At 71.4% G+C, this 12743-nt stretch carries 13 protein-coding genes; 8 read left to right on the top strand and 5 right to left on the bottom strand.

All coding sequences use genetic code 11. From position 1 onward, the window contains the following. Positions 1 to 289: 289 nt before the first annotated feature. The 6 genes from IF29_RS0136170 to IF29_RS0136145 all read left to right on the top strand — a co-directional run bounded on the left by IF29_RS0136170 (position 290) and on the right by IF29_RS0136145 (position 6175). Positions 290 to 1486 carry an ROK family transcriptional regulator gene (locus IF29_RS0136170; protein WP_030264724.1) on the top strand — a complete coding sequence of 399 codons (1197 nt, stop codon included), beginning with the start codon at positions 290 to 292 and terminating at the stop codon, positions 1484 to 1486. 50 nt (positions 1487 to 1536) lie between these two features. Continuing rightward, entirely contained in the window at positions 1537 to 1971 is a 435-nt protein-coding gene (locus tag IF29_RS0136165; protein WP_030264722.1) for a MarR family winged helix-turn-helix transcriptional regulator, read from the top strand. Further along, positions 1968 to 2435, top strand: a complete 468-nt coding sequence (locus IF29_RS0136160; protein WP_030264721.1) for a hypothetical protein — start codon at positions 1968 to 1970, stop codon at positions 2433 to 2435. The genes IF29_RS0136165 and IF29_RS0136160 overlap by 4 nt, the downstream gene beginning before the upstream one ends. Before the next feature lie 88 nt (positions 2436 to 2523). Continuing rightward, entirely contained in the window at positions 2524 to 3930 is a 1407-nt protein-coding gene (locus IF29_RS0136155) for an SGNH/GDSL hydrolase family protein (protein WP_232242748.1), read from the top strand. A 68-nt stretch (positions 3931 to 3998) separates the two neighbouring features. After that, positions 3999 to 4607 carry an acyl-CoA-like ligand-binding transcription factor gene (locus IF29_RS0136150; protein ID WP_030264718.1) on the top strand — a complete coding sequence of 203 codons (609 nt, stop codon included), beginning with the start codon at positions 3999 to 4001 and terminating at the stop codon, positions 4605 to 4607. Between the two features lie 62 nt (positions 4608 to 4669). Then, positions 4670 to 6175, top strand: a complete 1506-nt coding sequence (locus IF29_RS0136145) for an FAD-dependent monooxygenase (RefSeq protein ID WP_030264715.1) — start codon at positions 4670 to 4672, stop codon at positions 6173 to 6175. Between the two features lie 6 nt (positions 6176 to 6181). On the opposite strand, the gene IF29_RS0136140 is transcribed toward IF29_RS0136145, so the two are convergent. Then, positions 6182 to 6706 carry a hypothetical protein gene (locus IF29_RS0136140; protein WP_030264711.1) on the bottom strand — a complete coding sequence of 175 codons (525 nt, stop codon included), beginning with the start codon at positions 6704 to 6706 and terminating at the stop codon, positions 6182 to 6184. A gap of 220 nt (positions 6707 to 6926) precedes the next feature. Here IF29_RS0136140 and IF29_RS0136135 point away from each other — a divergent pair, with 220 nt between their 5' ends. Then, a complete protein-coding gene (locus IF29_RS0136135; RefSeq protein ID WP_030264708.1) occupies positions 6927 to 7211 on the top strand; it encodes a hypothetical protein in 285 nt (94 codons plus the stop codon). Between the two features lie 22 nt (positions 7212 to 7233). On the opposite strand, the gene IF29_RS0136130 is transcribed toward IF29_RS0136135, so the two are convergent. After that, on the bottom strand, positions 7234 to 7587 hold the full coding sequence (locus IF29_RS0136130; RefSeq protein WP_037597990.1) for an MmcQ/YjbR family DNA-binding protein: 354 nt from the start codon (positions 7585 to 7587) through the stop codon (positions 7234 to 7236). Positions 7588 to 8363: 776 nt separating this feature from the next. Next, complete coding sequence (locus IF29_RS0136125) at positions 8364 to 9341, bottom strand: oxidoreductase (protein WP_051726491.1); 978 nt, start codon at positions 9339 to 9341, stop codon at positions 8364 to 8366. A 119-nt stretch (positions 9342 to 9460) separates the two neighbouring features. Here IF29_RS0136125 and IF29_RS0136120 point away from each other — a divergent pair, with 119 nt between their 5' ends. Then, complete coding sequence (locus IF29_RS0136120) at positions 9461 to 10054, top strand: TetR/AcrR family transcriptional regulator (RefSeq protein ID WP_030264695.1); 594 nt, start codon at positions 9461 to 9463, stop codon at positions 10052 to 10054. Positions 10055 to 10081: 27 nt separating this feature from the next. Here IF29_RS0136120 and IF29_RS0136115 read toward each other — a convergent pair whose 3' ends face one another. Together IF29_RS0136115 and IF29_RS0136110 are read right to left on the bottom strand one after the other, a co-directional pair. Then, positions 10082 to 10900 carry a methyltransferase domain-containing protein gene (locus IF29_RS0136115; protein WP_030264694.1) on the bottom strand — a complete coding sequence of 273 codons (819 nt, stop codon included), beginning with the start codon at positions 10898 to 10900 and terminating at the stop codon, positions 10082 to 10084. A gap of 184 nt (positions 10901 to 11084) precedes the next feature. Beyond that, positions 11085 to 12629 carry an NCS1 family nucleobase:cation symporter-1 gene (locus IF29_RS0136110; RefSeq protein WP_030264693.1) on the bottom strand — a complete coding sequence of 515 codons (1545 nt, stop codon included), beginning with the start codon at positions 12627 to 12629 and terminating at the stop codon, positions 11085 to 11087. Positions 12630 to 12743: the final 114 nt, after the last annotated feature.

The following is a 12743-nucleotide window of genomic DNA, read 5'->3' as shown; positions in this document are numbered from 1 at the left end:
CTGACAAAGCCCCGATCGTGCCCGCGCACGATCGGCCGTCCGGAAAATGGGTGGAAGAGCAGAAGCGTCCGCGGCCGGGGGGTGGGGGTGGGGTGGGAGCCGGCCGCACTCGGAGGCAGAGCGGACTGTCCTGGTCCACTCTGCTGTGGATTGCGGCGACTGTAGCCAGGGTTTCCTTCCAGCGTCAACATAGTCGGCACCACGTTTCGCGGATTCCTGAGAGAAACTCTTAGGGAGTGGCGACAACCAGGGACTTCTTTACTTTCCTGCAGAAAGGTATGGTCAGCCCGTGACACTCTCCGACCAGCCACCCGCCGCAGCGCTGGTGTTCCAGACCCTGCTCGCCCACGGACCGCTCACCCGGGCCGAGACCGGCAGGCGCACCGGGCTCTCCCCCGGCGCCGTCACCAAGGTCGCCACACCGCTGCTGGCCGACGGATGGATCGCCGAACTGGCCGAACCCGCCCCGAAACGGGCCACGGGCCGGCCCGCCACGCTCATCGCGGTGCGCGGGGAGCGCGCCCGCTTCATCGGGGTCAAGGTGACCGCCGACGAACTCATCGGCGTGGTAGCCGATCTGACGGCCCGTCCACTGGTCACCCGCCGCGCCGTACTGGACTCCAGGGACGTCGGCACGGTCGTGCTGGCCATCGCCCGACTGGTCGAGGAACTGCGCGCCGCAGTCCCCACCGGACCGGACGGCAGCGGCGGGGGCGGCGGGCAGGACGGCAGCGTCCAGGACGGCGGGATCCACAGCATCGGGGTGACCATCTCCGGGGACGTGGACGGGCAGACCGGCGTGGTGCAGTACTCCCCGTTCCTGAACTGGCACCGGGTGGCCCTGGCCCAACTGGTGGAGACGGCCACCTCGACACCGACCGTGATCGAGAACGACGTCCGCGCGCTGACCGTCACCGAGCAGTGGTTCGGCGCCGGGGCCGGCCTCTCCTCGTTCGCACTGATCACCGTGGGAGCCGGCATCGGCTGCGGGCTGTCCATCGGCGGCCGCGTCGTCTCCGGGGCGCACGGCGTCTCGGGCGAGGTGGGCCACCTGCCGGTCGGCGGCACCGAGCGCACCTGCACCTGCGGCAACACCGGCTGCGTGGAGGCCGTCGCCTCCACCCATGCGATCACCGAACAGGCCCGGGCCGCTACCGGCGACCCGGGGCTGACCATGACCCAGGCGGTCCGCCTGGCCCACTCCGGGGATCCGGAGGTCCGCGCGGTCTTCACCCGGGCCGGACACGCACTGGGACTGGCCATCGCCTCGGTCGCCAATCTGATCGGCCCGGAACGGATCATCATCTCCGGGGAGGGCGTGGCGACCTACGACCTCTTCGCCGACCAGGTCCGCGAGACCTTCGCCGCCCGGGCCTTCGGCGCCGCCGCCGAGTGCGACCTGCTGCTGCGGCCGCTGCCGTTCGAGGAGTGGGCCCGCGGTGGCGCCGCCGTCGCGGCTCAGCACCTTTTCGCCCCGCCCAAGTAGCCCGGCTGTCGCATGGACCAACTAGCTACGAAAGCGTATTATCCGAAAGCGTGAAGTCCGAATCCGTCCCTCCAGGACCCTCGGTGCTGCTCGCACTGCAGCGCGCGACGCACATCACGCTGCAGCTGCTCGCCGCCGAACTCGCCGAACTCGAACTGACCGCATCGGAGATCAACGCACTGGCCAACCTGGCCGACGACCGCGGCCGTACCGTCTCCGAGCTGGGCGCCGCCATCGGCACCCGGCCGACGACGCTGACCAGCGTGCTGGACCGGCTGGAGCGGCGCGGCCACATCACCCGGGGCGCCGTGCCCGGCGACCGCCGCGCCGTGCTCGTCGGGCTGACGCCGTCCGGCCGTGCCGCGGCCGCCGTGATCCGGCGGACCCTGGCCGATCTGGAGCAGCGAGCACTGAGCGACCTGCCCCCCGAGGCGGTCTCCGGGTTCCACACCGTCCTGGACTCCCTGACCGAGGGGGAACGATGAGCGACCATCCAGTCGGCCCCGAGTCTGTCGACACACCCGACTTCCAGACCCTGATGCGGGAGGTGATGGCGGACGCCGACCGCTTCGGCCACCGCCAGCACATCCGGCTGACCTGGCTGGCCGTCCGGAGGTTCGGCACCTCCGCGGCAGTGGAGCTGGTGAGCGAGGGCATCCGGAGCACCGCGCGCTACGCCGGCGCACCGCAGAAGTACAACGCCACGGTCAGCCGGGCCTGGGTCGAGCTGGTGGCCCATCATGTCCTCGAAACGAGGACAAGTTCCGGGACTTCCGGCGCCCCGGACACCTTCGACGCATTCGACGCCTTCGCCGAGCACCACACGGCGCTCCTCGACAAGCGGCTGCTCACCCGCTTCTACCGGCCCGCGACGCTGGCCGGGACGGGGGCCCGAACCGGCTGGGTGGAACCCGACCTCGCGCCCTTCCCCTGGCAGCCGCCCCGGTAGCCCCGCCCCCGGTCGGCCCGCTTCGGGTTTGGGACGGCCGGCAACGGCTAGGGGACTGCGGTAGCGGTCGTCGCTCGGAGGGGAACTCGTGCACCTCTGGATCCGCCGAATCCTGGCGGCGCTGGGCGCCGGTGCCGTCGTGCTCGTCGCCGCAGCACTGGCCGTCTGGCTGTCCGTGCAGGTCACCCCGCTCCAGTCGGTGACCGCCGTCGGGCAGAGCATCCAGGTCGGCGCCGCCTCACCGGACCTGAGCCTGTCCGGCCCGGGCGAGCTGGACCTCTTCGGCGAGGAGATCCCGACCCGGCCGCAGTTCGACGGGCCGATCCGGCCGCGCCTGCGGCTCACCCACATCGACCTCAACGCCCAGGCCAACTCGATCACCAAACCGGACCAGCAGCAGTCGGCCGAGGCCGGCATCAGCCGGGCGCTGTCCTCCGGCTGGACCCGCTACCTGGTGTGGGAGACCCTGGTGGCCGCCGGCTTCGCGGCGCTGCTGGCGGTCGCCGTCGCCGGGGTCCGCCGCTCCAGCCGTGCGGCCATGCTGAAGATGCTCGCCGCCTCGGTCGCGGCGGTGGTCGTGCTGAACGCCGTCGGCGTCTACCTGATGGCCTCCTCAACCCCGAAGGTGCTGCGGCAGGTCCGCACCATCGCCGACCTGGTCGGCGAGGACCCGACGGCCCCGCCGCCGCCGAGCGGACCGGCCATCAAGGGCATCCAGGCCGTGGTGCTCGGCGACTCCACCGCCGCGGCCATCGGCAACCCGCTCGTGGACCATCCCGATGCCCTGGACCGGGCCTGCGGACGCAGCAGGGACTCGTTCGCGGCCGACCTGAGCCTGGTGAACGGCTGGAAGGTGCTCAATCTGGCCTGCAGCGGCGCCACCATCCCCGGCGGCCTGCTGGGCCCGCAGCGGCTGGGCGACGCCGAGGCGCCCACGCAGTTCTCGCTGGCCCGGCAGGCGGCCCCGGCCTCGGTGTTCATCGTCAGCATCGGGGCCAACGACATCCACTGGTCCGCCATAACCGAGCTGTGCGCGGCCGCGAACGCCTGCGACGACAAGGCCTCCACCGCCTACTTCCAGCAGCAGATCGCCGGGTTCACCGCCGACTACTACGAACTGCTGGGCGACCTGGCCGCGCTGCCGCAGCACCCCACCGTCCTGGTCAACGAGTACTACAACCCCTTCGGCGAGAACCTCGGCTGCCTCGCCGCCCAGGGCATCACCAGCGCCAAGGCCAAGGTGCTGCAGTCCCGGCTGGACGACCTCAACACCGTGCTCCGCCAGGGGGCGCGCACCTTCGGCTTCATCGACGTGCCGCAGCACTTCGACGGCCACCAGCTGTGCAGCGACCAGTCCTTCGTCCAGGGCCCGGACGCCAACGCGCCGCTGCACCCCACCGCGGCCGGCGAACTCGCCATCGCCCTGGCCGACCAGCAGGCCCTGACCCGCGCCGCCCAGGCCACCCCCAGCCCCTCGACCAGCGCCACCCCCTGATCTCCTCGCTCCAAATATTGCGGGGTGCGCATATTTGCGTGCCGCGCATGTTTTGCTAGGCTCACTGCATGGGACTCCGGGAGCGCAAGAAGGCCGAGACCCGGGCGGCGCTCAGCTGGGCGGCGATCCGGCTGACCGTGGAGCGCGGGTTCGACCAGGTCAAGGTGGAGGACATCGCCGAGGCCGCCGGAGTCTCGCCGCGCACCTTCAACAACTACTTCTCCAGCAAGGCCGAGGCGGTCGTCGCCCGCCAGTTCGACCGGTACCTGCGCATCGCCGAGGCACTGAGCGAGCGTCCCGCCGAACCGCTCTGGGACGCGATCACCCACGCGGTGCTGCCGCAGTTCGGACCGGACGCCGAGACCGCCGCCCACCCGGTCGGCGACGCGGCCCGGTGGCGCGCGGGCGTGTACGCGATGATCGCCCAACAACCGGCCCTGCAGGGCGAGATGCTGCGGGCCGGGTCCGCCGCCGAGGCCCGCATCGCCGAAGCCGTCGCCGAGCGCACCGGCACCGACCCGGCGAAGGACCTCTACCCGCACCTGGTCGCGGCCGCGGTCCTGGCCGCGGTCAACACCGCCCTGACGCACTACCTGCGCAGCGACCCGCCGGTACCGGTGGAGCGCCTGCTGACCGAGGCCATCACCCGGATCGCGGCGGGCCTGCCGACGCCCTAGGCGCCCTCTCGCCCAGGCAAGTCTCCTGCCCACCGCGCCCTGTCCAGAAGGGGATTCCACCCATGATCGACGTCGTGATCGCGGGCGCCGGGCCCAACGGCCTGATGCTCGCCTGTGAACTCGCCCTGGCCGGCGTGCGTCCGCTGGTCCTGGAGCGCCTCACCGAGCCCTCCCCCGAGCAGCGCGCCAACGGCCTGGTCGGCCAGGTCGTGCGGATGCTGGACCGGCGCGGTCTGTACGAACGGCTGGCCGCGCCCGGCGCCGTACCCGGCCCCACGCCCCGCTTCCTGTTCGGCGCCTTCCCCCTCGACCTGCACGACCTACCCGACAACCCGCTCTACACGCTGATGGTGCCGCAGCGCCGGATCGAGCAGATGCTCGCCGAGCGCGCGGTCGAACTCGGGGTGGAGATCCGGCGCGGCCACCAGGTGACCGGCCTGGCGCAGGGCGAGAAGTCGGTGACCGTCGAACTGCACGGGCGCGAGCCGATCGAGGCGGCGTTCCTGGTCGGCGCGGACGGCGGGCACAGCGTGGTCCGCAAGCTCAGCAGGATCGCGTTCCCCGGTGTGACCAGGGACAGTTCGGTGTCGCGGGCGGGACATGTGAGCGTGGCTCAGCAGATGGTCGGCCCCGGCGGCGAACTCGTCGTGCCCGGCTTCGGCGTGGTACCGCCGTTCCAGCACCTGCGCACCGAGCACGGACTGATCGCCTGGGCGCCGTTCCCCGGCGGCGATCCGCTGATCAGCGCGGTGGAGTGGGGTCAGCCCGCCGAGGGCGAGGCCTCGCTCGACGAACTGCGGGACAGTGTCGGCCGGGTACTCGGAGCGGACCTGCCGCTCGGCCCGCCTACCGGGCCCGGACCGCATGTGATGCGGCGGCTGTTCGGCGGCAACACCCGGATCGCGGACCGGTACCGGGCCGGCCGGGTCCTGCTGCTCGGCGACGCCGCGCATGTGCACTCGGCGATCGGCGGCCCCGGACTCAACCTGGGCCTGCAGGACGCGGTGAACCTCGGCTGGAAGCTGGCGGCGGAACTGCGCGGCCACGCCGCCGAGGGGCTGCTGGACACCTACCAGTCGGAGCGGGCGCCGGTGGCCCGGCGGGTCGCGATGCACACCCAGGCGCAGTCGGTGCTGATCCAGCCCGGCGGCGATGTGACGGCGCTGCGCGAACTGTTCGGCGAACTGCTCGCCCAGTCCGGGGTACGGCAGCACCTCGCCGACCTGCTGTCCGGAGCGGACATCAGCTACGACATGGGCCCGGCGGGCCCAGCGACCGGTCCCCTGGTCGGCCGCTGGGCACCCGACCTGCCGACCCTGCCCGACCTGCGCCGGCTGACCAGCACCGGCCGCCCGCTGCTGCTCGATCCCAGCGGCGTTCTGGACCTGGGCCGCTGGGCCCCGCTGGTCGACGCCGTACCCGCCCCGGGACTGGACACCGCACTCCTGCTCCGCCCCGACTGCTACGTCGCCTGGCAGGGCAGGCCGGCCGGCGCGGGCCGCAGCACGGGCCGCAGCGCCGGCGACGGCCTGCACGAGGCGCTGGGCACCTGGTTCAAGGCGCCCTGAGCTCCGTCAGGCCAGGCCGACCACGGCCAGCGCGGTGGTCCAGTTCTTCGCGATGGCGGAGCGGGCGGCGGCGAGCGTCACCGTGCCCTTGCACACCGCGTTCTTCAGCTTGGTCTCCACGCCGTCCTTGGTGGTCGCGGTCTTGGTGCCGTAGCGCGGCTCGGGCCACAGGTTGTGCACGTCGCGCGGCGCGCCGCCGAGCTCCAGCGGGACCAGGTGGTCCTCCTCGTAGTCGGCGGTCGAGGTGTCGGTGTAGCCGTACTGGGCGATCTGAGTGACCTTCAGCGGGTCGGTGTACGAGGTCGGCGGGCGCACCGTGGCCGTCCAGCCGGACACGCATATGGTGGAGGCGATCGTGGACTGGGTGACGTCCGGGTTGTAGGCGCCCGGCTGGCAGGTCGGGTCGGGCAACGGCAGGTAGGCCTGGGAGCAGCTGGTGGCGGCATGGGCGCTGCCACCGGTCGCGAGCAGCAGGCCGCCGGCGGCCAGCGCGAGGGCGGTGGTGGTCGCGGTCAGGCGGTGACGGGACATGGGAACGCCTCCCTGGAAGTGGTGCCACACGGGCAGCAAAGTGCGATGCGTCCATGACAACACCGAAAGGGTTACGCGTGTAGACCCCTGCGAGTAAACAGTGGATGCACCTTCGGTCCCATGCAGGATTGAGCGCGTTTTCATCGTCCCCACATGCACGGCGCACATCGTGGTACCCACAAGCCCCGGAAGGGGAGCCAGCCAGGTCACGGAGGCAGCCATGAGCACCAGCGTCAAGGTCGACCAGCAGGACAGCACGTTCCGCCCCGAGGGGACCGTCGGCACCGTCGCCTGGTCGGTCGGCGGGGAGCGGCGCACCGCGACGCTGCGGGTCGTCCGCCGCGAGACCGCCGACCTTCCGCGCCCCAGCGACCTGCTGACGTTCACTCAGGCAGCGCCGGCACCGACCGGGACGTCCGCCGAGCAGCCGACCCGGATCACCGACCGGCGCAGCAGGCGCCAGTCACCCAGGACCCGCACCCGCCCGGTGCACGAGGCGGCCTGACGGGTCGGGCATCAGTCGGGCGTCAGCCGCCCGCCCCCGGCGGGGGCAGCAGGTCCGCGAGTTCATCCGGTGCGGCCTGCCGCCAGGAGTCGACCACGATGTCGCGGAGCTCGTCGAGGTCCTCCAGCGCCGCCAGCCGGGCCCGCACCCAGGACGAGTTGGCCTCGTGCGGCGGCACCCAGAACTTCTCCGGCTCGGAGGCGATCAGCTCGAACCGGTCGACCCTGGGACAACGCACCGCGAAGGACGTCCCGTCGTCCGGGACCGTGACGAACATGCGGCCCGCGACGTGGAAGGTCGGGTGGTTCCACATCTCCTTCTCCACCGTCTGCGGCAGCGACAGGGCGATCTGGCGGACGTCGTCGGCGTCGAGCACGGGCACTCCCTTCGGCTACCGGACTCCGGCGATCAGATTCTACGGCGACGACCACCCGCCGGAGCAGCAAGCGGCCGGACTCGCCGCACCCGTGGGACTGCAGGTGGGGTGACGGACGCGGTCTGTCCGCGAAACGGGGACAGGTTCCCGATCGGGGAGGCTGGACGGCGTCGCCGGTAGTCTGCGGAAACTGTAGGTGGCTTACATGGCGCCACCATTGCCGCCCACCCCCGCCCGTGGCTTGTTGCTGTTGCTCGCTACGCTCGCGGCGACAAGGACGGGGAGGGGTGCGGGATCTCGCCGTTGCCGGGCGGCGGGCCGGTGCGGGGTGCTCGCAGAAACGATTCCCCAGCCAGATGCCCTATCCACTTTGGTCACTCGACCGAGAGGGCTGTCCGGGCATACAGGCAGTGACCCAGAAAGCCGGGCCTTGGACTGAACCGGGGTCGATTTCGGGACAAGGTGTCACTTGATCATGCCGTAATGCCCTATTTGCCCTGGTCCTGGCGTACCAAAAGTGACCCGACGTACCGGAATCGACCCCGGTTCGCCCGAAGCCGTTCAGCAGAACCGTTTCCGCGCCCCATCCCCCGACGCCTCACCCGGCAACGGCGCCCGACACCGGCCCCGCTCCCCCGCTGTAGTTGGCCCGCGAGGCGGAGCCGAGCAACAGCAACAAGCCACGGACGGCGGAGGGCGGCAACGAACCCGCCATGTAAGCCACCTACAGCTTCCGCAAACAACCGACTACGCCGCCCCGCCTCCCCCGCCAGGCGTCATTCCCCACTCACGCTGCCCGCCGTGTCGCCCGCGAACGCGTAGCGGACGCCGGTCAGGCGTTCGGACTCCTGCCAGAGGCGTTGCTGCGCCTCGGTGTCGTAGGAGCGCGGGCTGGACTGCACCCGGGTCGGGTAGCCGGTGAACTGGGCCCTGCCGGGAGGGCCGTAGTAGTCGCCGCCTTCGACGTCGGGGTCGGTGGCGGCGCGGAGTGTCGACAGGGCGCCCATCTGCGGGGACTGCAGCAGCCACGACGTGAACAGCCGCATCCGGGGATGCATCACGGTCCTGGCCACCACCGACATGTCGCGCCCGAACTCGGTGCGGGCGTTGCCCGGGTGGGCCGCGACCGCGATGGTTCCCGCTCCGGACGCCGCCAGCCTGCGCTGCAACTCGTAGGTGAACATCAGGTTGGCGAGCTTCGCCTGGAAGTAGGCGGTCTGGAAGCGGTATCCGTGTTGGAGGTCGAGGTCGTCGAAGTCGATGGTGCCGCGCCGGTGGCCGATGCTGCTGACCGTCACGATCCGCGAGCCGGGCGTCGCCAGCAGCTGGTCCAGCAGCAGGCCGGTGAAGGCGAACGGGCCGAGGTGGTTGGTGGCGAGGGTCAGCTCGAAGCCGTCCTCGGTGACGTCGTGGCTGGGCCGTACCCCGCCGGCGTTGTTGATGAGCAGGTCGATCCGCGGAAGGTCGGCGCGCAGTCGCTCGGCCGCGCTGCGGATCGACGCCAGCGAGGCCAGGTCCAGCTCCAGGGTGCTGACCTGCGCCGACGGTGCGCCGAACTCGATGCGTGCCCTGGCGTCGGCCGCGCGCTCGGGGTTTCGGCAGGCCAGTACGACCACAGCGCCCCGCTGGGCGAACACCTGGGCGGTCTCGAAGCCGAGGCCGGTGTTGCCGCCGGTGATCACCACGGTCCGTCCCCGCTGATCCGGAACGTCCGCCGAAGTCCACTGCGCCGCTGGTGCCGTGTTGCTGTTCATCGTGGTGCCTCCTCCGATGCACGGCGATACAATCGGGATGGACGTCCCGCTTGGTTGAAATATACGGGACGCCCATCCCGTTTGTCCACGAGAAGTGAAGAGGGAGGCCCCGCTCAGTGATGGCGAAGCAACCGCGCGCCGACGCCCGACGCAACCGTGCCCGCGTGCTGGAGGTGGCTGCGGAGGTCTTCGCGACCGAGGGGCTGTCGGTCCCGGTCCATGAGATCGCCAGACGCGCCGGGGTCGGCACCGGCACCGTCAGCCGGCACTTCCCCACCAAGCAGGAGCTGTTCGCGGCGATCCTGCTGCAGCGCCTGGAGCAGCTCATCGCCGAAGCGGAACTGCTGGCCGAGGAACAGGAGCCCGGCCCCGCGTTCTTCACCTTCTTCGCCACCCTGATCCGCGAGGGCGCGGCCAACCGGGGGCTGGCCGAGGCCCTCGCCGGGGCCGGCTACGACCTGGAGTCCGCGGCCGAGACCGCCGGACTGGACCTCACCGGCGGACTGTCCGCCCTACTCACCCGCGCCCAGGAGGCCGGATCGGTCCGCCCCGACGTCGACTACGCCGACGTCAAAGCCCTGATGAACGGCTGCCTGACACGCACCGGCGCCGGAACCGGCACCGACCCGGAAGCCGACGCCGCCGCGCTGGACCACCTCACCGCCGTCGTCTGCGACGGGCTGCGCAGCAGGGCCGGATCCACGGCCGACTGAGCCGCGACCGACTGAGCCGCGTCAGCGTCAGCTTTTGCGGGCGAGGACGCCGAACATGGTCACCGACATGTGCAGCGCCCCCTGTTCGGCCGCTGCCGCCAGATCCGCGTAGAGGGCGTCCCGCTGCTCGGCAGTGATCAGCTCGCGGCGCAGGGCCGTCTCGGCCAGCATCCGCACAAGTGGCCAGGTGACCACCCGGTGGTCCTGGACCAGGGCCTGCGAGCCGATGTCGTCGACCACCAGACCGGCCCCGGTCACATCGCCCAGCAGCCGCCGACCGGCGTACGGGTTGGCGGCGGTCGCCAGGGCGCAGCTGCTCAGAGCCGCGACGACGGCGGGGTCGCCGGGGTGCAGGATCGTGGTTGCCCAGTCGGTGTCCAGCAGGGCGACCCGGCCGCCGGGCCGGAGCACCCGGGCGATCTCCGCCGCGGCCCGCTGCGGCTCGGCGAGGTGCTGGAACACCCGCTCGCACCAGACCACGTCGACCGAGGCATCACCGAACGGCAGTGCCAGCGCGTCGCCGTCGACGAAGCGCGCCGCGTTCCCCGCCTCGGTCGCCCGCTGCTCGGCGACCGCCCGCAGTCCGGCATTGGGCTCGACGCCGACCGCCTCGCCGTCCGGCCCGACGGCCGCCGCCAGCACCTGGGTCTCCGAGCCGGTGCCGGCGCCGACGTCCAGCGCCCGCTCCCCCGGGGCTGCCGCGAGCCCGGAGTGCGCCCAGGCCCGCAGGCGCTGCACTCCCGCGCTGGCCGCCTGCGCGTCCAGCGCGCCGACCAGTCTGCCGGTCATCGAATCGGACATGTTGTCGGCATGGAACGCGGAGGTCGGCCGTGCGTCAGCACTCATGGCGCCAACTCTAGGACGAGGCCCGGGGTCGGACGTGCAGGCACAGCCGTCCGGGAATGCGGCTGCCGCCCCGACGGCGAGACGGGGCGGCAGCGGTTCAGGGGTGACGTGCGGGTGACGTGCAGTCAGACATGCAGTCAGACGTGCAGTCAGACGTGCAGTCAGAGGCCAACCCGACTGCCCGTCAGACGCGTTCCCTCCGGTTGAGGCTGAACAGGGTGTACAGCAGCATCGCCGAGGCGAGGCCGACCGCCCAGCCGTAGTCGGCCAGCGGTTTGAGGAACGGGATCAGTCCGTGCACCGGGAAGGGGCCCTGCTTGACGCCCTTGGCGTCCAGCGCCGAGTAGGAGCCGCCGACCGCCAGCACCGCGCCGATCAACAACGCGACCACCGCCCGCCAGTTCCAGCCGCCCGCGTACCAGTAGCGTCCGCTCTCACGGTACAGCTCGTCCACGTGCAGGCTGGTGCGGCGCAGGATCCAGTAGTCGGCGATGAGGATGCCGGAGACCGTGCCGAGCAGGCCGCCGACGGTGCCGAGCCAGGTGAAGATGTAGACGTTGGGGTTGGAGTAGAGCTTCCACGGGAAGATCACGATCCCGATCACGCCGGTGATCAGGGCCCCGGTACGGAAGTTGACGAAGCGCGGCAGCAGGTGCGCCAGGTCGTAGGCGGGGCTGACCACATTGGCCGCGATATTGGTGGAGAGGGTCGCGATCAGCACCACCAGCAGCGCGAACAGGGTGCCCGGGATGCTGTCCATCTTCCCCGCGAGTTCGATCGGATCCCAGATCGGGGCGCCGTAGACGGCCTGCGAGCCCGAGGTGACCAGCACCGAGAGCAGCGCGAAGAGGGTCATGGTAGTGGGCAGGCCCAGGGCCTGGCCCCAGAGCTGGGCGCGCTGGCTGCCGCCGAAGCGGGTGAAGTCGGGGATGTTCAGCGAGAGCGTGGACCAGAAGCCGATCATGCCCATCAGCGAGGGGAAGAAGACCTTCCAGAAGCCGCTCCCCCAGCCCAGCGCCGACGGCTGGTCCAGCAGCGGCCCGAACCCGCCCGCCTTGACGGTGATCCACACCAGCAGCGCGACCGCGCCGACGATGACGAAGGGAGCGGCCCAGTTCTCGAAGCGGCGCAGGGTCTCCATGCCGCGGGCGATGATGGCGATCTCCAGCACCCAGAACAGCAGGAACGACAGCCAGAGCGTCCAGGCGTAGCCGCCGATGGTGGAGGCGTTGGCCCAGCCGTGGCCGAATGCCTTCCCGGCCAGGACGAAGATGCCCGAACCGCCGATCCAGGTCTGGATGCCGAACCAGGCGCAGGCCACCGCGGCCCGCATCATCGCCGGCAGGTTGGCCCCGCGGACCCCGAAGGAGGCCCGCGCGAAGACCGGGAAGGGTATCCCGTACTTGGTGCCGGCATGGCCGTTGAGCAGCATCGGCACCAGCACGATCAGGTTGCCCAGGGCGATGGTGAACACCGCCTGCTTCCAGTCCATGCCGAGCGCGACCAGCCCGGAGGCCAGCGTCCAGGAGGGGATGCAGTGGGACATCCCGACCCACAGGGCCATGTAGTTGTAGGTGGTCCAGCGGCGCTTCTCCAGCGGCACCGGCAGCAGGTCGCCGTTGGCGAAGCGGGGGTCGTCCAGGACGACGTCGGGAGCGAGCTCCACCCGGCCGTCCGGGGCGGTGAGCTGTCTGGACGTCAGATCGGTGGGCTGGGCAGTAGCTGACATGGGCACCTCGGATCGCGGGGGTCTCGTGCGGGGGCTGGAACGAGGCGGTGCGTGGTGCGGGTGGGCAGTGCTGCGGGTGGGGGCCGTGCTGTGCCTGTCCGAGCAGGCTGGAGC

The organism is Streptacidiphilus jeojiense, from assembly GCF_000719095.1.
GTDB lineage: Bacteria > Actinomycetota > Actinomycetes > Streptomycetales > Streptomycetaceae > Streptacidiphilus > Streptacidiphilus jeojiensis.
This window is presented reverse-complemented; position numbering and strand designations above follow the sequence as displayed.